16 protein-coding genes are annotated in these 18,159 nt (G+C 70.5%); 4 read left to right on the forward strand and 12 right to left on the reverse strand.

Annotated elements, in window-relative coordinates:
- Positions 1–11 precede the first annotated feature (11 nt).
- Genes ACFKCF_RS56940 through ACFKCF_RS56960 form a run of 5 tightly spaced genes read right to left on the reverse strand, consistent with a single transcriptional unit; the run spans position 12 to position 4,270 of the window.
- Positions 12–905, reverse strand: a complete 894-nt coding sequence (locus ACFKCF_RS56940) for an alpha/beta hydrolase (RefSeq protein ID WP_394505256.1) — start codon at positions 903–905, stop codon at positions 12–14.
- Between the two features lie 19 nt (positions 906–924).
- Positions 925–2,250, reverse strand: a complete 1,326-nt coding sequence (locus ACFKCF_RS56945; protein ID WP_394505257.1) for an MBL fold metallo-hydrolase — start codon at positions 2,248–2,250, stop codon at positions 925–927.
- 35 nt (positions 2,251–2,285) lie between these two features.
- Positions 2,286–3,116 (reverse strand): NAD(P)H-binding protein, encoded by an 831-nt coding sequence (locus tag ACFKCF_RS56950; protein ID WP_394505259.1) that lies wholly within the window; start codon positions 3,114–3,116, stop codon positions 2,286–2,288.
- Between the two features lie 21 nt (positions 3,117–3,137).
- Positions 3,138–3,818, reverse strand: coding sequence for an SDR family oxidoreductase (locus ACFKCF_RS56955; RefSeq protein ID WP_394505261.1), 681 nt, complete (start codon positions 3,816–3,818; stop codon positions 3,138–3,140).
- Complete coding sequence (locus ACFKCF_RS56960; RefSeq protein WP_394505263.1) at positions 3,815–4,270, reverse strand: nuclear transport factor 2 family protein; 456 nt, start codon at positions 4,268–4,270, stop codon at positions 3,815–3,817. Before ACFKCF_RS56960 ends, ACFKCF_RS56955 begins: the two co-directional genes overlap by 4 nt.
- A gap of 61 nt (positions 4,271–4,331) precedes the next feature.
- Between ACFKCF_RS56960 and ACFKCF_RS56965 the strand changes: the two genes are divergently transcribed.
- Positions 4,332–5,246, forward strand: coding sequence for a LysR substrate-binding domain-containing protein (locus ACFKCF_RS56965; protein ID WP_394505265.1), 915 nt, complete (start codon positions 4,332–4,334; stop codon positions 5,244–5,246).
- Positions 5,247–5,352: 106 nt separating this feature from the next.
- On the opposite strand, the gene ACFKCF_RS56970 is transcribed toward ACFKCF_RS56965, so the two are convergent.
- Both ACFKCF_RS56970 and ACFKCF_RS56975 read right to left on the reverse strand, forming a co-directional pair.
- Positions 5,353–6,708, reverse strand: a complete 1,356-nt coding sequence (locus ACFKCF_RS56970; RefSeq protein WP_394505266.1) for an OFA family MFS transporter — start codon at positions 6,706–6,708, stop codon at positions 5,353–5,355.
- Positions 6,709–6,904: 196 nt separating this feature from the next.
- Entirely contained in the window at positions 6,905–7,708 is an 804-nt protein-coding gene (locus ACFKCF_RS56975) for an SDR family NAD(P)-dependent oxidoreductase (RefSeq protein WP_394505268.1), read from the reverse strand.
- Between the two features lie 87 nt (positions 7,709–7,795).
- On the opposite strand from ACFKCF_RS56975, the gene ACFKCF_RS56980 reads away from it, so the two are divergent.
- Together ACFKCF_RS56980 and ACFKCF_RS56985 are read left to right on the forward strand one after the other, a co-directional pair.
- Complete coding sequence (locus ACFKCF_RS56980; protein WP_394505270.1) at positions 7,796–8,404, forward strand: TetR family transcriptional regulator; 609 nt, start codon at positions 7,796–7,798, stop codon at positions 8,402–8,404.
- Positions 8,405–8,612: 208 nt separating this feature from the next.
- Positions 8,613–10,787 carry a fibronectin type III domain-containing protein gene (locus tag ACFKCF_RS56985; protein ID WP_394505272.1) on the forward strand — a complete coding sequence of 725 codons (2,175 nt, stop codon included), beginning with the start codon at positions 8,613–8,615 and terminating at the stop codon, positions 10,785–10,787.
- Between the two features lie 55 nt (positions 10,788–10,842).
- Here ACFKCF_RS56985 and ACFKCF_RS56990 read toward each other — a convergent pair whose 3' ends face one another.
- Positions 10,843–12,108, reverse strand: a complete 1,266-nt coding sequence (locus tag ACFKCF_RS56990) for a serine hydrolase domain-containing protein (RefSeq protein ID WP_394505274.1) — start codon at positions 12,106–12,108, stop codon at positions 10,843–10,845.
- A gap of 89 nt (positions 12,109–12,197) precedes the next feature.
- Here ACFKCF_RS56990 and ACFKCF_RS56995 point away from each other — a divergent pair, with 89 nt between their 5' ends.
- Entirely contained in the window at positions 12,198–12,722 is a 525-nt protein-coding gene (locus tag ACFKCF_RS56995) for a PadR family transcriptional regulator (protein ID WP_394505276.1), read from the forward strand.
- Positions 12,723–12,942: 220 nt separating this feature from the next.
- Here the strand turns inward: ACFKCF_RS56995 and ACFKCF_RS57000 are convergent, their stop codons facing one another.
- The 4 genes from ACFKCF_RS57000 to ACFKCF_RS57015 are packed head-to-tail and all read right to left on the reverse strand — an operon-like array spanning position 12,943 to position 18,155.
- Positions 12,943–13,800 carry a carbohydrate ABC transporter permease gene (locus ACFKCF_RS57000; RefSeq protein ID WP_394505278.1) on the reverse strand — a complete coding sequence of 286 codons (858 nt, stop codon included), beginning with the start codon at positions 13,798–13,800 and terminating at the stop codon, positions 12,943–12,945.
- Positions 13,797–14,711, reverse strand: a complete 915-nt coding sequence (locus ACFKCF_RS57005) for a carbohydrate ABC transporter permease (protein ID WP_394505280.1) — start codon at positions 14,709–14,711, stop codon at positions 13,797–13,799. Before ACFKCF_RS57005 ends, ACFKCF_RS57000 begins: the two co-directional genes overlap by 4 nt.
- 1 nt (position 14,712) lies before the next feature.
- Complete coding sequence (locus ACFKCF_RS57010) at positions 14,713–16,035, reverse strand: ABC transporter substrate-binding protein (protein ID WP_394505281.1); 1,323 nt, start codon at positions 16,033–16,035, stop codon at positions 14,713–14,715.
- Between the two features lie 11 nt (positions 16,036–16,046).
- Complete coding sequence (locus ACFKCF_RS57015; RefSeq protein ID WP_394505283.1) at positions 16,047–18,155, reverse strand: glycoside hydrolase family 36 protein; 2,109 nt, start codon at positions 18,153–18,155, stop codon at positions 16,047–16,049.
- Between the last annotated feature and the right edge of the window lie 4 nt (positions 18,156–18,159).

Below are 18,159 nucleotides of genomic sequence, written 5' to 3' on the forward strand. Positions count from 1 at the left end.
CGGGCATCCGGTCATGCGCGGGGCAGCGTTCGGGCGAAGTGGGCCGCCGCGGCGTCCACCGCCGTCGTGACCTGCGGCTCCCGGTCGTAGAAGGCGAACTGGTCGCCCTCGGTCCAGACGAACTCCTTGGGCCCGGCCAGCGCGGCGTGGAAGCGCCGCGCCCCGTCCGGGATGGCGGCGTCCTCGCTGTGGACGAGCAGGACGGGCTGGGTCAGGCGGGAGGCAAGGGAGATCGAGTCGTAGCCGAGCCAGCCCGGCCACGCCATCACCGCGAAGCGGTTGGGCCACTGCGGGAGGCCGCCGCGGCCGGGGTTGAGGTAGAAGTCGATGTCGAACGGCATGGCGGCGCGCGGGTCGGAGCCGCTGACGACCGGCACGTACTCGACCTCGCCGCTCGCCTCGTACATCGCGCGTGCCCGTGCGGCCTCGGCGAGTTTGCCCGCGACGCCCTCCTCGCCGCCGTACACCTCCCGGCAGATCTCGGGGTCGTGCAGCCAGGGCGCGACGAGCGCCAGCGACCGGATGCGGGGATCGTCGACGGCGTTCCCGCTCATGTACATCGCGGACGCGCAGACGCCGAGGGCGCCGAGACGGGCGGCGTCCACCGCGGGATGTTCGGCGAGGAAGGAAACCGCGTGGTTGATGTCGCGGACCTTCCGTTCCGGGACCTCGCAGTCGCGCGGCTCGCCCTCGGACTCGCCATAGCCCGTGAAGTCGAAGGACAGGGCGGCGAACCCGCGGTCGGCGAGCCGTTCGGCGTACCGGTCGGCCATCAGCTCCTTGACGCTCGTCCAGGTGCCCGCCACCACGATGCCCGGCACCGGTCCGGCGCCGTCGGGCAGAAACAGGTTCCCGGTCAGCGCCACGTCGCCGGCGGAGAACTTCACCTTCTGCACGGTGGTCATTGAACGTCTGCTCCTTCGATCAGTTCGCATAGGTCAGTTCGGCTTCGGTGATGGACGAGCCGTCGACGGTGAAGGCGTAGTGGGCGTTGAAGCCTCCCTGGCCGCCGGGGGCGAAGCGCACAAGGAGGCGCTGGTGACCGGGCCGGTTCTCGACGACCTCGATGACGGTCAGGCTGCCGCCGATGACCTCGGCCCGGGCCCAGTCGCGGATCGCGGCGCGACCCTTGAAACGCCGCCCGACGTCAACGAGCTCCGCGTCGGCGGCGAACGCTCCCGCCAGCGCGTCGAGGTCGCGGCCGTTGACCGCGGTGACGTAGGCGCTCACCGGCGCGAGCAGCCCGTCCGTCCCCTTCCGAGGGGTATCCGCGCAGGCGGCAGGCGTCTTCGCGGGGTCCTCGGCTGACAGTTCGCGCGCGACGGCCTTGATGTTGTCCTGCACGATGGTCGGAAGGTCCGCGACCGGTGGATGGCCCGGGTAGGCGCGGTCCAGCTCGGCGATGATCGACTTCTGCTCGCCGGGGCCGACCGTCCTGCCATCGGGGGAGTCCGGGGCGACGGCCGGCCGGACCAGAGCGCGGAACACCTGGAGATACCGGCGCTGCTCGTCGATCAACGCGCGGGCCGGGCCCGCGGCGCCGTGCCCCGGGTACATCGTCCTGGCCCCGGAGAAGCGCCCACCGAGCTGATCGAGGATCTGGAGCCAGCCACAGCTGGTCCCCTCGATCAGCGCGGGCGTGACCTTCCCGGTCGCCAGGTCACCGGAGAAGAGGTCGCCGGTGTCGGGACGGTAGTAGACGTCCGCGGTGTCGGACTCGCCGTGGGCGAACGTGGCGGTCTCGAACCGGAGGCCGCCGACCTGCAGTGGTGCGCCGTCCTCGAAGGTCCGGTCGGCGTAGGTGAGCTTGGCGGGGAAGTCCGCGTTCGCCGAACGGGCCAGCGGGTAGAAGCCGCGATCGTCCTCCCGCATCGTCTTGTCGGTCGCCTTGGAGGCGTAGATGGGGGCCTTGGGGAACGCCTCGTGGAAGGCGCCCGCCCCGCCCACATGGTCGGGATGGGAGTGAGTGAGCAGGATGGCGGCGACCGGCTTGCCGGTCTTCTTGATCTCCGCCACCGCTTTGCGGGCATCGGCCGGCGTGCGCAGGGTGTCGATGAGGACCAGGCCCTCCGGTGCCTGGATCCAGTAGGTGTTGACCGAACCCGGGTTGGACGAGGCGAAGCGTCCCGGCTCCGTCTTCTGCACGGACGGCGTCGCGGGCTTGTCGTCGTTCGAACAGCCCGCCACCGGCGCGATCGCGCATGCGGCGGCGGAGCTTGCGGCGAGAAGGCGCCGCAATCTCTGGTTCATCTGGAGCTTTCGTGGAGTTGGGATGCGAGGGGGATTCAGCGGAAGTCGTCCGCATGGGCCTGTGCCCACTGCTCGAAGGTGCGGGGCTCGCGGCCGGTGACCTCGCGGACGGTCGGGCGGACGATCGACTCGTCGAGCGAGCCGTTGACGTAGAAGTCGAAGAACGCCTCCACGTACTCGACGGGCATGGTCGCGAGCAGGTCGGCGCGCGCCTGCTCGTTCGTCAGGCCCACGAACTCCAGATCGCGGCCGAGGACCTTGGCCAGCACGGCGACCTGGTCGGCGGGCGGCATCGCGACCGGACCGGTCGGCCGGAGGATCTCGCCCCGGTACTCCTCCGACAGCAGCGCGCGGGCGGCGACGGCCCCGATGTCGTGCGGGTCGACGCTCGCCGTGCGCACGTCCGGGAACGGGACCCGCACCTGCTCGCCGGACCGGAGCTGCGGCAGCCAGCGCAGGGCGTTGGACATGAACGCGCTCGGCCGCAGGAACGTCCACGGCAGCCCCGACTCCCGCACGGCGGACTCGGACGCGGCCATGAAACGGGTCACCGCGTTGGTCATGTCGCCGCTCCCGGCCGAGCCGCCGGACAGCAGCACGACCTGTTCCACCCCCGCACGCCGGGCCTCGGCCAGCAGTCCCGGCATGTCCTCGTACCCGGGGAGCAGGAACACCGCGCGGGCCCCGCCCAGCGCTGCGGCCATGCTCTCCGGCCGGTTGAGGTCGCCCGTCACCGCCTCGACGCCGTCCGGCAGCGGCATGGTGCCCGGCTTGCGCACCAGCGCCCGGACGGGTTCACCGGCCGCGGCCAGGGCTCGGACCACTTCGGAGCCGACGTTGCCCGTCGCACCCGTCACCAAGATCATTTCATTGTCCTTCACAGGGTTTCACCAGGGGAGGGGGCGGCCGTCGCGGAAGAACCCGCCGGTCGGGCCGTCGTCGGGCAGCGTGGCCGCCCAGACGATGCCGGCCGCGCCCTCGGAGACGGGACGGCCGCCCGGGCCTCCCATGTCCGTCGCGACCCAGCCCGGGCAGATCGCGTTCACGAGGACGCCGTCACCGCGAAGCTCGGCCGCCAGCATGCGGGTCAGGGCGTTGAGGGCCACCTTGGTGGTGCCGTACGCCGGGGTGCCGCCGCCCATGTTGGTCAGCGAGGCCGCCTCGCTGGAGACGTTGACGATCCGGGGGTGCGCGCTCTCGCGCAGGAGCGGCAGCAGCTCCTGGATCAGCCGCCAGGGACCGTACAGGTTCGTCTCGGCGGCCTCGCGGACGACGTCCAGGTCGGCGGACGCGCCGTTCTGCCAGGTGTCGTAGGTGATGGCGGCATTGTTGACCAGAACGTCCAGCCGCCCGTACCGCTCGGCGACAGCGGCCGCCACCTCCGCGATGTCCTCCTCGGAGGTGACGTCGAGCCGCAGCGGGACGACGTCGCCCCCGAGTTCCCTGGCCGCGGTCTCGGCCGCCGCCGGCGATCGGGCGGTGAGGAGGACGGTGTGGCCGAGTGCCGCCAGCTGGTGGCAGACCTCCCGGCCGATCCCCCGGTTGCCGCCGGTCACGAGGGCGATCATCCGTTTCCCGCCGCCAGGGACATCAGGTTCCGGTTGCCGTCGGCCCAGGTGGCGGTCATCACCACGGCGCCGATCTTCCACGCGCCGTCCGACCGGACCAGCTCGAAGCGGTAGGTGCCGCCCAGCGTCCACAGCGGCGAGCCGAACGGATCGGTGAGGCGGTGCGTGGCCTGGAATGACGCCGTGCAGAGCGCGGTGTCGCCGTCGACGGTCACCAGGTGGTTCGTGATCAGGTGCTGGGTGGCGTCGAACGAGCCGAGCAGGCCCGACCAGGCCTCGACGATCTGCGCCGGCGTCAGCACGGCGGGCTCGCCGCCGTTCAGGCTGGTGTAGTCCAGGGTCACCGAGTCCGCGAACACCTCGCCCAGACGGTTCCATTCGCGCTGGTCGGCATGCCAGGCCATGCGGGTGCAGGTCTCGATGATCGCCAGGCGATCCTCCGTGGTGCTCATGTCGCAATCGTGGCGTCGACCTTCCTCGCACGTCCAATATCTGCTGTAATAGCCGACGGCTATGGATGCTCATCTGCGTGACCTGAGATATTTCGTGACCGTGGCGGAGGAGCTCAGCTTCACCCGCGCGGCCGAGCGCCTGTTCATCTCGCAGCCGACGCTCAGCAAGCAGATACGCCAGCTCGAAGAGCTGATGCGAGTGAGGCTGTTCTCCCGCGACCGGCGCACGGTGCGGCTCACCTCGCCGGGCGAGGCGCTGCTGCCGGCCGCCCGCGAGCTGCTCCGGCAGTGGGACGAGGCCCAGCGGGCCGTCGGCGACGCCGCCGCGGCCGAAGCCTCACGGCTGACCGTCGGCATGTCGACCAGTGTCGGACGCGGCCTCCTGGCAACGCTGCGGGAACGGTTCACCGGACGCCGGCCCGGGTGCGACCTGCGGCTGCGCCAGGTCAACTGGACCGACCCCACGGTGGGCCTGGCCGAGGGCGAGGTCGACGTGGCGTTCGTCTGGCTGCCGTTCCCCGGTCAGGATGATCTCAACGTCCGGGTCGTGGCCAGGGAGCCGCGCTGGGTCGCGTTCCGGCAGGGCCACTGGCTGGCCGAACGGGACGAGGTCGACTTCGCCGAGCTCCTGGACGAGAAATTCCTGGCGCTCCCCGAAAGCGCCGGCCCCCTCCGCGACCACTGGCTGGCGACCGACGAGCGCGGCGGGCGGCCACCGGTGGTCTGCACGACCGTGACGAACGCCGAGGAGACCTTCGCGGCGCTTGAGAGCAGCGACAACATCGTCCTGCTCGCCGCCGGCAACGCCGAGATCTACCGGCGGCCGGGCATCATGACCATCCCGGTCACGGGTCTGGCCCCGAGCGTGCTCGCCCTCGCCTGGCGGCGCGGCGATCACCGCAGCATCATCCGCGACCTGGCCGAGGCCCTGTCGCCCGAGCCGCAGCGCCCCGCTACTGTGCGCAACACCCCTTAGTCGAACAGCTGCGTCAGCTTCAGCACCAGCTCGTACACGCCGAACGCGAAGGGCAGCGCGACCCAGGCCCACGCCAGCACCATCAGGGCGGTCCGCCTGGACGTCATCATGTCGCCTGCCCTTCCATGGCCGGCTCGGCCGGCTTCTCGTGGTACCTGTCGCTCACCGGCCGGATCAGCTCGTTGGCGAGCAGGCCCACCGCCAGCAGCCCGATCATGATGTAGAGGGAGGTGGTGTAGAGCGCGGGCCCCGACCGCCCCGCCGCCTTCTGCGCGTCGGCGATGGCGTTGACGATCAGCGGGCCGAGCACGCCCGCCGTGGACCAGGCCGTGAGCAGACGGCCGTGGATCGCGCCGACCTGGTAGGTGCCGAACAGGTCCTTCAGGTACGCCGGGATCGTCGCGAAGCCGCCGCCGTAGAAGGACAGGATGCCCAGCGCGCACAGGATGAACAGCGGCTTGGAGGAGTTGCCCGCCAGCGCGATCACCAGGTAGAGCAGCGCGCCGACCCCCAGGTAGACGCGGTACATGTTCTTGCGGCCGATCAGGTCGGAGGTGGACGACCAGACGAAGCGGCCCGTCATGTTCGCCAGCGACAGCAGCGCGACGAACCCCGCCGCCGCGCCCACCGCGACCGGCGTGGCCGTGCCCGCGAAGAAGTCCCTGATCATGGGAGCGGCCTTCTCCAGGATCCCGATGCCCGCGGTGACGTTGCAGCACAGCACGACCCACAGGCAGTAGAACTGCGGGGTGCGGATCGCGTTGCGGGCCGAGACGTCCGCGTCGGTGATCAGCGGCCTGACCGCGACCGCGGGCCGCGTCCACCCCGGCGGAGACCAGCCCTCCGCCGGGACGCGCACCAGCAGCACGCCCATCGTCATGAAGACCGCGTAGACCAGGCCGTGCACGAGGAACGTGGTGGCGATCCCGCCCGTGCTCGTGCCGAACGACTCCAGCATCTGCGCCGACCACGGCGAGGCGATGAGCGCGCCGCCGCCGAACCCCATGATCGCGATCCCCGTCGCCATGCCGGGCCGGTCGGGGAACCACTTGATCAGCGTGGAGACGGGGGAGATGTAGCCGATGCCGAGCCCGATCCCGCCCACGACGCCGTAGCCGAGCACCACCAACCAGTACTGCCGGGTGGCCACGCCGAGCGCGGACAGCAGGAAGCCGGAGGAGAAGCAGGCCATCGAGACGAACATCGCCCAGCGCGGCCCGTTGCGCTCCACCAGCGTGCCGCCGAAGGCCGCCGACAGGCCCAGCATGACGATGCCCAGCTGGAACGGCAGGGCGCTCTGCGTGCCCGACAGGTGAAGGGAGGACTCCAGCGGGGGTTTGAACACGCTCCACGCGTACGCCTGCCCGATCGCCAGATGGACCGAGAGTGCGGCGGGCGGCACCAGCCACCGGCTCCAGCCGGGTGCCGCCACGATCCGGGAACGGTCGAGGAATCTTGCCACCTCACACGCGTACCACATACGGTATGCAGTATTGAAGATCTTTACGGCGAGCGGTCAGAAACCCGCGACGAACGGCGCGAGCGGAGCTCAGCCTGACGCCGTCGCCGCGCGAGCGGCGATCGTGTCGAGGTCCGGGAACCCGCCGCGCGGTCGGGTCGCCGGTCCGGGCCGCTCACCCAGCCTGCTCACATCTGACTCACGCCAGGCTCTGCCCGCCGTCCACGGTGATCACCTGACCGGTGACGTAGTTGTTGGCCATCACGAAGAGGGCCGAGGCGGCGGCCTCCTCGGCCGTGCCGAAGCGGCCGAGCGGGGTGCCCTCCCCGGCCTTGGCGACCGCGGCGTCGCCGTCGAGCCCGGACACCGTGCGCAGCAGCGGGGTGTCGAAGCTGCCGTAGCGGATGGCGTTCACCCGCAGCCGTTTCGGCGCGAGCTCGACGGCGAGCGCCCTGGTGAAGGTCTCCACGGCGCCGACGGCCGCCAGCGGACCGGTCATCCCGGGGATCGGGCGGACGACGAACGTGCCGGAGGTGAAGGTGATCGAACCGCCCGCCGGCAGCCGGTTCGCCGCGAGCCGGGCGGCGGCGACGGCGCCCCAGAGCCGGGTGTCCAGGACCGAGCGGAGGTCGTCGTGGGAGAGCTCGGTCACCGGGCCCGCCCCGCCCAGGCCGCCGGACGTCACGAGCACGTGGTCGACCTGGCCGGCCCGCTCGAAGACCTCCGCCAGCGCGTCCTCGTCCGAGCCGTCGGCGGAGACGCCGAGCACCGAGTCCGCAGGGCCGTCGGCAGGGCCGCCCGCCGGGACCGCGCCGCGTACGCGGTCCACGGCGGCCGCCAGCCTGGCCTGGTCGCGGCCGACCAGCACCACTCGGGCGCCCACCTCGGCCAGCAGCACACCCGCGGACAGGCCGATGCCCGAGGTGCCGCCGATGAGGACGGCGGTGGAGCCGGCCAGACCGGTGGACAGCGGCGAGCGGACCGGCACGGGAGCTATGGACATGATGTCTCCTCAGAAATAAACCATCTGGTTGGTTTAGATCGAAGCGGATGTCGCCCGGAAAGTCAACTGGATGGTTTAATTCAGTTCATGAGCTACGACGCGGAGGCCACCCGACAGCGGATCTTCCAGGCCGCCACCGCCGAGTTCGCCGCGCACGGCCTGGCCGGCGCCCGGGTCGAGCGCATAGCCGCCGCCGCCAAGGCCAACAAGCAGGCGATCTACCTGTACTTCGGGGGCAAGGAGAAGCTGTTCGGCGCCGTGGTGCGGGCCAAGGTCGACGAGGTCTGCCACGCCAACGCCCTCGATCCCGGCGCGGTGGCCGACTCCGTGGGGCAGCTGTTCGACTGGTACCAGGACCATCCGGACCTGATCAGGCTGCTGCTGTGGGAGGCGCTGGAGAGCGGTCCGGGTCCCGTCGAGGGCGAGGACGAACGCCGCGCGATGTACCGGGACAACGTACGCGACCTGGTGGACGCCGGCGTCGGAGCCGGACTGGCCGGGCCCGAGCGCACCTGCGCCGCCCAGGACTGGATGTTCACCGTGCTCGGGCTGGTCGCCTGGAACTTCGCCGTCCCCCAGCTGTGCCGCCTCGTCCTCGACGAGCAGGACGACAAGGCGGCCCTGGCCCGGCGCCGCGAGGCCGTGGTGTCGGCCGTCCGCACCCTCGCCGCGAGTCAGCAGCCTGCCGGCCGCTGACGAAGGCTGATCGAAACTTTCGGGACGGCGGGTGCCGCCTTCACCTCATCCGCACCATTTCCGAAAGTTTCGACACCTTCAAGGGCATATTTGCAGTTCAAAAGCTTGAGAAAGCCTTGATCTTTGAAACATTTCGACATTCTATTGACATGTTTCATAGGGGTTTTCAGACTGATCGCCAACACTCCACCCGGAAGGGAGAGCTTTGGTGATCACCAGCTTGGGCCGCTACAAGATCCGTTCGAGGGTCGTCGCGCTGACGGCGGCAGCGACGCTGTCGATCGCCGGAGCGGTGACGGTCGCGCCCCCCGAGGCCGTAGCGGCTGCCGGAGTCGAGGACGAGGGTGCCGACTGCACGGTGACCGGCCTGCCCGACGCAGGCTCCTTGCCCACCAACTCCAAGCTTCCCGACCCCTTCAAGAAGCTGGACGGTACGCGCATCTCCGCCAGGTCCGAGTGGCGGTGCCGACGGCAGGAGATCAAGAAGCTGGCGGAGAAGTTCGTCTACGGTGAGAAGCCCGCAAAGCCGTCGAGCGTCACAGGAACGGTCTCGAGGACCGGCATCACCGTGAACGTGAACCACAACGGCAGGAGCTCGAGTTTCTCGGCGAGCGTCGACCTGCCGAGTGGGTCCGGGCCTTTCCCGGCCGTCGTCGTCGTGGGCGGGTTCGGCGCGGACACGGCCGCCATCAAAGCGGCCGGCGCCGCCGTCATCAGTTACGACCCCTACGCGGTCGGAAAAGAGGGCACGCCACGCAGCAACAAACAAGGCGCTTTCTACAGCGTCTACGGCTCCTCCAGCAGCACGGGGCTGCTGCTGGCCTGGGCCTGGGGCGTGAGCCGGATCATCGACGTCATCGAACAGTCGAACGGCAGCATTCTCAAAGCCGATGCGACCGGCGTCACGGGATGCTCGCGCTTCGGAAAGGGCGCTTTCGTGATCGGCGCGTTCGATCAGCGCATCGCGTTGACCATGCCGATCGAGTCGGGCAGCGCCGGCGTTCCCATCTTCCGCGGGATTCCCGGGGAAGGCGCTCAGAGCCTGAGCAGCGCGTACGGAGAGCAGCCGTGGCTGGGCGACGCGTTCGGCTCCTTCACCAGCAGCCCGGCCAGGCTCCCGGTGGACACGCACGAAATGGTGGCCATGGTCGCGCCCCGCGGACTGTTCATCATGGACAATCCGCACATCACCAACCTGGGTCCGAAGTCAGCGAGCGTGGCGGCCCTGGGCGGGGCGGAGGTCTACAAGGCGCTCGGCGCGGGAGAGAACATCACGTACTGGTCCGACATCCAGGACGGCAACCACTGCGCCAACAGGGCGGAATGGCGGACCCCGTTGCAGCAGAACATCCAGAAGTTCCTGCTGAAGACGGGCAACGCGCCCGGCGCGATCAGGATCTCGTCCAAGGCGCTCGGCAATCTGGCCGAGTGGAGAGACTGGCAGACTCCCACCCTCGGCGATTCCGGCGACACCACCCCGCCGAGCACGCCGGGCGCCCCGGTCGCGTCCAACGTGACCGCCACCGGCGCCACGCTGACCTGGGCCGCCTCCACCGACCAGGGCGGCTCCGGCCTGACCGGCTACAACGTCTACCGCGAGCTGGGCACCACCGACCCGCAGCTCGGCCAGTCCACCACCACCTCGATCACCCTCACCGGGCTGACCGCGAACACCCCGTACCAGGTGTACGTGCGGGCACGTGACGGCGCGGGCAACCTGTCCGGCGACTCGCCACCGGTCGCGTTCACCACGACGACCGGCGGCGGCGACACCTCACCGCCGACGGCCCCGGCCGGCCTGGCGGCCTCGGCGACCACGTCCACGGGCACGACCCTGAGCTGGACCGCCTCGACGGACGACAACGGCGTCGCCGGCTACGACATCCTGCGCGCGCCCGGCGCGAGCGGCGGCACGTTCACCCAGGTCGGCACCTCGGCCACGACCTCGTTCAGCGACACGGGCCTGAGTCCGAGCACCACCTACCGCTACCAGGTCAGGGCGCGCGACGCCGCGGGCAACACCTCGCCGGTCTCGAACACCGCGCAGGTCACCACCCAGCCCGGCACCTCCACCGGAACATGCACGGCCGTCCCCACCGTGCAGACCCAGTGGGCCACCGGGTACGTCATCCAGCCGCTGACCATCACCAACACCGGCACCTCGACGATCAACGGATGGACGGTCACGTTCACGCTGCCGGCCGGCCACACGCTGACCGGCTCGTGGAACGGCACCGCCACCGTCAGCGGGCAGACCGTGACCATCAGGAACGTCAGCCACAACGGCACCCTCGCCCCCGGAGCCGCCACCACCAGCGTCGGCTTCCAGGCGACCCGCCCGAGCGGCAACACCGCCCTCCCGTCCGGCTACACCTGCGCCTGACAGCCCGCACTTCCCGGCCCGCCCGCTCCTCGCCGTGGTGGGCGGGCCGGCTTCCTCAGGCGGACCGGGCGGTGACCTCGTGACCCGCCCAGTTGAGCGCGACTTCACCGTTCGCCAGGAAGTCCAGCTCGACCTCGCCCTTCATCCTGGCGAAGAAGCGGGTCGCCGACATCGGGCGCAGCTCCGTCCTGACCAACCCGTGCACCTCCACCATGAGCCGCTCACCCTCCCGCGTGACGTCCATCGTGGAGGTGCGTCCCATGTACCGCATGGTGTAGCGGCCGGCGTACCGGTCGAGGACGTCCGGAGCGACGCTGACGAAGACGCGCCGGCTCGGCAGCTCGTACGGCTCGCCGCGGGCGATCGCCGCCAGCGCGGACTCGATCTCGGAGAAGGCGGCGTTCTCGATGTTGGACAGAACGGTCACGAAGAGGTCGTCGTGCCGGTAACGGGCTGAGACGCTGACGAATCCGATGGTGCCGCCCGCGCTCTCCACCCGGTCCTCGCTCACCACGCAGCCGTAACCGTACCCGGTGCCGTCCGCCTCGACGTGCGGCCTGAACAGCTCCGCCAGCGACTCCCGCCGCAGCAGCCCGGGCAGGCCGCGATTCCAGCGGTGCAGGTCCTCGACCGTCGAGTGGAGCGCTCCGGCAGCGTCCTGGTTGGAATTGTCCAGATATGGGGTTCTGGTGACCTGGCCGTCGACCGACATGTAGCCGACGGCGGTCTCGGGGTCGGTGCCGTCGGCCAGGCCGCTGCGCTCCATGGCCAAGGGGGCGAAGACGTTCCGGCGCAGGTATTGGCCGTAGGTCAGGCCGGACAGCCGCTCGATCACCTCGCCCAGCAGGATCCAGCCCGAGTTGCTGTAACTCATCCGCGCGCCCGGCTCGAACAGCAGGGGCCGGCCCTCGAAGCCGTCGATGAGCTGCCGGCGGGTGCGCGGCGTCCCCATGACGCGGGTGAAGCCGTCAGTCGTGACGTAGTCCGGGATGCCGGAGGTGTTGGTCAGCAGGTGATGCAGGGTGATCCGCGTGCCGTGCGGGTAGCCGGGCAGGTGGCGGGCGATCGGGTCGGTGACGCGGAGCCCGCCCTGCTCCTGCAGTTGCAGGATCGCGATCGCGGTGAACGTCTTGGTCTGCGATCCGATGCGGAACGCCGTCGCCGCCGTGTTGGCCACGCGGCGCTCGTGGTCGGCGTGGCCGTACCCCTTGGCGAAGAGCCGCCGGTCGCCGCGGGCGACCAGCACCGCGCCGCTGAACCTGCCCAGCCGCGTGTACGCGCTGACGAGCGCGTCCATCCGGCGCGAGAGACGCGAGAACACGAGAACCTCCAATTTGAATAATCCAGTTTGATTATATGAGCATGGGACGGCTGATATAGTCAACCTTGACTATCGCGTGGAGGTGTTGAGTGTCGTCGACCCGGATGCTCGTCCTGGGGCTGCTCAACGAGGGGCCGCGGCACGGATACGAGATCAACCAGCTCGTCACGGCCGGGGCGCTGGAGCAGTGGACCGACGTGAAGCCGGGCTCGGTCTACCACGCCCTGGCCAAGCTGGAGGCCGAAGGGCTGGCGGAGACGCATTCCGAGGAGCGCACCGGCGATCGGCTGCGCCGGGTCTACGCGATCACTCCCGAGGGCCGGCGCACGCTCCGCGACCTGCTGCGCAAGGCGCTCGCCGCACCCCCGCACTCCACGCGGTCCGACTTCGCGCTGGCGCTGCGCTGGCACGCGCTCCTGGAGTCAGGCGAGGCGCGGGACCTGGTGGCGGCCTCGTTCCGGGCGCTGGAGGCCCGGCGGGTGGCGCTCGCCGCCGGGCGCGAGGCGAAGGCGGGGTTGTCGCCGCTGGCCGACGCGCTGTTCGACAACGCCGAGGCGCATCTGGCCGCCGACGCGAAACTCCTGGAGGACGTCCGGCGCCTGTTGGACGGCTGATCTGGGTGGTGGACGGCCAGGTGGAGACGCGCTCGACGCCGCATCGCCATGTCCGGCCGTCCGAGCTCGACTCGCCGGGATGACCTTGGGCGAGCGGTGGGCCGGGGGAACGGCTGGTCATGCGCCACGACCCCAGCCCGTACGTGGCCGGTGCGCCACGTGGGCGGGGGGCCGGGCGTGCGAAGGGGACCGGCCCCGCTCCCCTTCGGTGACCGGCCCGCTACTTGACGGCGCCGCTGGTGATGCCTGAGATGATCTTTCGTTGGGCGATGGCGAAGACCACGACCAGCGGCAGGCTCATCAGGATCACGTAGGCGAAGATCAGGTGCCAGTTGTTGAGATAGAGCCCGGCGCTGGCCACCCGGAACAGGTTGAGGGGCAGCGTGTCCAGGCGTCCGCCGATCACGAAGAAGGCGTAGAAGACGTCGTTCCACACGTACAGGCAGACCAGGATGGTGGCCGTGGCCAGCACCGGGCGCAGCAGCGGCAGCACCACCAGCCAGAACACCCGCATCGGGCTGGCCCCGTCGAGCTGCGCCGCCTCCTCGAGGGAGGTGGGGATCGTACGCACGAAGCCGGTGACGAAGAAGATCACCGTGGACATGTAGATGCCCATGTAGACGCCGATCATCCCGACCGCGCTCCCGGCCAGGCCGAGCTGGCGCAGCAGCAGGACGACGGTGACGACGGCGGGCGGGAGCACGATGCCGCTGATCGCCAGCGCGTACAGGACGGCGTTGAGCCGCGTGGCGCGGCGGGCCAGGATCCAGGCGGCCATCGAGCCGAACAGCAGCACCCCGATCACCGAGGGCACGACGACGAGCAGGCTGCCCAGCGAGGCCTGCAGGACCTCGCCGTCGCCCCACACCTGCCGCAGGTTCTCCAGCAGGTGCCACTCGGTCGGCAGCGACAGGTCCGGCGTGAGCGCCTCGCCGCGGGACTTGGCGGCCGTCACCAGCACCAGCCACAGCGGGATGCCGATGGACAGCGCCACCAGCACGAACGTGACCAGGGGCTGGAGCCGGCGCCACACGGGCGCGTCGCTCACACCGCGGCGCTCGGGCATGACGGGGGTCACAGGATCTCCTCCCGCTTGCGCAGCACGTAGATGACAGGGAAGGCCATGAGGGCCACCAGCAGGAACAGCACCAGGCTCATCGTCGTGGCCTGCGCGAACAGGCCCTGGCCGAAGGTGCGGTAGATGAAGATGTTCAGGATCTCCGTCGTGCGGGCGGGCCCGCCGCCGGTGGTGGCCTGGGCGATGTCGAAGCCGTTCATCGAGCCCAGCAGCGCCGTGGCGACGTTGAACGTGATCGCGGGCGCGAGCAGCGGGAAGCGGACCGCCCAGAACGTACGCCACCGCGACGCCCCGTCGATGTGGGCGGCCTCCACGATGTCGTCCGGGATGGTCTTCAGCCCCGCCAGGTAGATGAGCATCGACAGCCCCATCCACTTCCACGCGTGGATCAGCGCCACGACCACGATCGTCCAGGTGGTGTCGCCCAGCCAGGCGTAGTCGATCCCGAGCAGCCGGTTCAGGCCGCCCGTCGGCTTGAGCAGGGCCTGGAAGATGTAGCCGACGGCGAGGGCGGACATCAGCACCGGGATGAGGAAGAACACGCGGGCCACCCGGTTGAGCCAGGTGTCGCGTTCCAGCAGCACGGCCAGGCCGAAGCCGAACGCGTTCTGGAAGATCGCCACCAGCACCGCGTACACCACCGTGACCCGCAGCGACCGGAACAGCGTGCCGTTGGAGGCCAGGTCGGTGAAGTTGTCCAGCCCGACGGGCCGGATCGCGCTCTTGAAGCCCGACCAGTCGGTGAAGGCGTAGACGAAGTTGAACAGCGTCGGCAGGAAGAAGAACACCAGCAGGATGGCGAACGCCGGAGCCATGAACCACATGGGGTGCGTCCGCCTCCCGACGACCGGGCGCCCGCGGGTCGCGGTCGTGGTGCGGGAGGCGGCCTGCCGCGAGGTGGTGATCAGCACGTCAGAAACCGCTCGCCCCGGCGGCCTTTGCGAGCTGGGCGAACTGATCCTGGGTGGCCGAGGCGACCTTCTCCGGCGTCATGGTCCCGGTGATCATGTCGGCCAGGTTCAGGTACAGGTCCGGGTTGGCCACCGCCAGCGCCTGCATCGACCCGACCGCGGTGGGCAGCGCGGCGTGCACGTCCAGCAGCGCCTGCGGCACGCCCGCCGGGCTGGGCACCGACGGCTCCAGGGAGACGGTGTTGCGGTCGGTGACGAAGTCCTTGTAGCCGGGCCCCATCCAGTACGCCAGCAGCTGCCGCGCCGCGGCCTCCCGCTTGGCGTCCCCGGTCCTGAACGCCACCAGCGCGTTCGACTGGTCGGGAATGAACGTGCCGACGTTCCCCGACGGCGAGATCGGGAAGAAGCCGATCTTCTTGTTCAGCGTGGCGGTGTCGGCCGAGGCCTGCAGCTGCCCGAAGAACGAGTTCACCTGCACGACCATGGCCGCCTTGCCGGACAGCAGCGCCGCGCCCTGGTCCTCGAACTTCGCGGTCTTGATGTCGGAGTTGAACAGCCCCTCGTCGATCAGCGACTTGTACGTCTTGATCGCCCCGACGACGGCCGGGCTGTCGAACGTCTCCTTGCCCGTGTTGATCCGCTCCCACAGGCCGTTCTTGGCCGCGTCCGCGAGCTGGACCTGCACCCACCACTGGGTCGCCCACTTGTCGCCGGCCATCTCGAAGAACGGCGTGACGCCCTTGGCCTTCAGCGTGCGCCCCAGCTTCACCATCTCGTCGAAGTTCTTCGGCGTATCGGTGATCTTGTTGGCGGCGAAGACCTCCTTGTTGTAGTAGACGCCCTCGACCGCGGGGCTCGTGATGAGGGCCGCGTACCGGTTGCCGTCCAGGATGCCGGTGATGTCCTTCAGGTCCGGCGACAGCTGCGCCAGCCACGGCGCGTCGTTCAGCGGCTGGAGGTTGGCCTTGGCGTTGATCGCGGTCAGCATGGACGCGGTCGGCTGCCAGAACGCCAGGTCGGGCTTGTCGCCGGTGGCGACCTTGGTCTGGATGCCCTGCTCGTACGGGTCCGGGATCGTCACGACCTCGACCGTCGCGCCCGTCGCCTTCTGGAACCCGGCGATGACCGCCTTGGGCACGGTGTTGCTGTTCTGGGCGGCCCAGATCGTCAGCTTGACGCCGTCGAGCTTGGTGGCCGGGTCGGGCCAGGCCGCGGCGGTGGCGGGCGCGGCGGAGGAGGCGGTCTCGACGGAGGGGTCGCTGCACGCGGCCAGGCCGAGCGCGAGCGCCGTCGCGGCGGCGGCGGCCGTCCATTTGGTCTTCATGGTGGTCTCTTTCATGAGGCGGTGCGGATACGGAGGATCCGGGCGGAGTGGGGCTCGTCACAGCAGGGAGTGAGCGTCAACACGCCCGAGCCGGGCTGCCAGTCGCGAGCCCAGTCCGGCAGGTGCCGCGGGTAGATCACGTCGATCTCGACCGCGCGGCCCGCCAGGTGCGGCAGGTCCAGCCGTACGGGCTTCGCCCCGTCGCGTCGCCATACGCCAAGGTATGTGACGTCGGCGGCGCCATCGACCGGCGCACGCAGGCCCAGGGCGAGATGGCGGTCGCCCCAGCCCGGCAGCCCGAGCGGCCACACGGGCGTCGCGCGGGCCAGGTCCGCGCGGATCTCCTTGTGGACGCGTACGGCGTCGCGGACCGAGTCGAGCTGGGCGGGGCTCATCCCGTCCAGATGGCCGGACAGGTAGAGCCGCCCCAGCATGCCGGTGCACAGCGCGAAGGCGATCTCCTCGTCCGACATGTCGGGCTGCGGGTACGCCCAGCTCGCCGACTGCTCGGGCAGCACGGACATCGGCGCCGACACCGCGATCGGCGGATAGAGGCGGAAGTCCTGCTGGTCGCTGGTGGACTGCAGGTGCAGCCGGGACAGCATGGCGTAGTCCATGCGCATGGCGCCGGACGCGCAGTTCTCCAGGGTGAGCCCCGGATGGCGCGCCAGCACGCCGTCCAGCCAAGCCAGATGGGCCCGGTTGCAGGCCAGCAGCCCGTCCCCGGCGCTGTCGGCGTCCAGGTCGGTGCCCGCGCCCGGGTCGATGTTGTAGTCGAGTTTGAAGTAACCGACGCCGAGCTCCTCCACCAACCGGTCCACGACCTGGTCCAGGTGCGCGATCGCGCGGGGATGGCGCAGGTCGAGGTGGTAGCGGCCGTGCTCGACCAGGCGTACGCCGCCACGCTGCAGGAACGCCTCGGGCGGCAGCTTGTCGGCCATGGGGCTGCGGACGCCGATCACCTCGGGTTCGAGCCACAGCCCCGGCACCATGCCGTGCTCCCTGACGCGGCCGAGGACCTCCTCGATGCCGCGCGGGAAGCGCGTCTGCGACGGCTGCCATTCGCCGACGCTGTCCCACCAGGTGCCGCCGTCGTCGTACCAGCCCGCGTCCACGCAGAACACCTCGGCCCCGGCCGAGGCGGCGGCGTCGATCAGCGGCAGGAGCTTGGCCGTGGTCGGGTCGCCCGACAGCGTGTTCATGTAGTCGTTGAACACCACCGGCAGCCGCTCCCGGTCGGGATGCGGCCGGACGATCATCCGCCGGTGCGCGGTGAGCGCGGCGGCCGCCCCTTCCAGGCCCTCGCCGGACACCGCGACCGACACCGGCACCGTGGTGAACGACTCGCCGGGCTGGAGCAGGTGCTGCCACTGGTGGTCGATGTCGGTCGGGCCGAGCAGCGCGACGTACGGGTCGTCGAGCCGCTCGCCGACCTCCCAGCGCCAGGCGCCGTTGTGCTCGATCTGCCACAGCCACGCCTGCCCGCCGGCGCGGTCGATCAGGCCGCCGGTGGGCAGGTGGGAGCCGGTCGACCAGGTGCCCGTGCTGACGACCGCGAGCCGCCCGCGGCCGTCCTGCCCGTGGCCGCCCAGGCGGAGATCGGGTACGGCCTGCCCCCGCAGGGCCTCGCGGACCCAGCGGCTCTCGCCCAGCCACTCGCTGTCGGCCCGTACGACGTCCAGGTCGTCCACGGCCCCCGCGAAGGCGGCGGCGAACGACGTGACGCCCAGCAGCAGCCGGGGGTCCTGGCCGCGGTTGGTCACCCGCGTCCATACCTGGAACGCGCTGACGCCCTCCGCCGAGCGCAGGAACACCTCGGCGCTCAGCCCGCTCCTCGCGTCGTGCAGATCGAGCTGCAGCACGTGCCACACCCCCTCTCTGCGCTGTTCGCAGCCCCGGTAGGCCAGGCGCAGGCCGACGGCCGTCCGGGAGAAGCGGTGCGAGGCCCGCGCCCGCCCCTCCTCCGGGACCAGCAGCTCCACCACCGGCTGCGTCGACCTGGGCAGGTGCGCCGTGGCGGCGTCGCCGCCGGACAGCGACCGGACGCCGACCGGTCCGTCGGGTGAGACGTCGAGCACGACCCGCAGGCTCGGGTGGCCCCAGACGACGCTGGTGTTCATGGAT

Origin of the sequence: Nonomuraea sp. JJY05, assembly GCF_043496855.1 — a bacterium.
Lineage (GTDB): Bacteria > Actinomycetota > Actinomycetes > Streptosporangiales > Streptosporangiaceae > Nonomuraea.

Coding starts and splice junctions, on each gene's coding strand:
- ACFKCF_RS56940 (WP_394505256.1), bottom strand. CDS start 905: ATGACCACCGTGCAGAAGGTGAAGTTCTCCGCCGGCGACGTGGCGCTG.
- ACFKCF_RS56945 (WP_394505257.1), bottom strand. CDS start 2,250: ATGAACCAGAGATTGCGGCGCCTTCTCGCCGCAAGCTCCGCCGCCGCA.
- ACFKCF_RS56950 (WP_394505259.1), bottom strand. CDS start 3,116: ATGATCTTGGTGACGGGTGCGACGGGCAACGTCGGCTCCGAAGTGGTC.
- ACFKCF_RS56955 (WP_394505261.1), bottom strand. CDS start 3,818: ATGATCGCCCTCGTGACCGGCGGCAACCGGGGGATCGGCCGGGAGGTC.
- ACFKCF_RS56960 (WP_394505263.1), bottom strand. CDS start 4,270: ATGAGCACCACGGAGGATCGCCTGGCGATCATCGAGACCTGCACCCGC.
- ACFKCF_RS56965 (WP_394505265.1), top strand. CDS start 4,332: ATGGATGCTCATCTGCGTGACCTGAGATATTTCGTGACCGTGGCGGAG.
- ACFKCF_RS56975 (WP_394505268.1), bottom strand. CDS start 7,708: ATGTCCATAGCTCCCGTGCCGGTCCGCTCGCCGCTGTCCACCGGTCTG.
- ACFKCF_RS56980 (WP_394505270.1), top strand. CDS start 7,796: ATGAGCTACGACGCGGAGGCCACCCGACAGCGGATCTTCCAGGCCGCC.
- ACFKCF_RS57010 (WP_394505281.1), bottom strand. CDS start 16,035: ATGAAGACCAAATGGACGGCCGCCGCCGCCGCGACGGCGCTCGCGCTC.
- ACFKCF_RS57015 (WP_394505283.1), bottom strand. CDS start 18,155: ATGAACACCAGCGTCGTCTGGGGCCACCCGAGCCTGCGGGTCGTGCTC.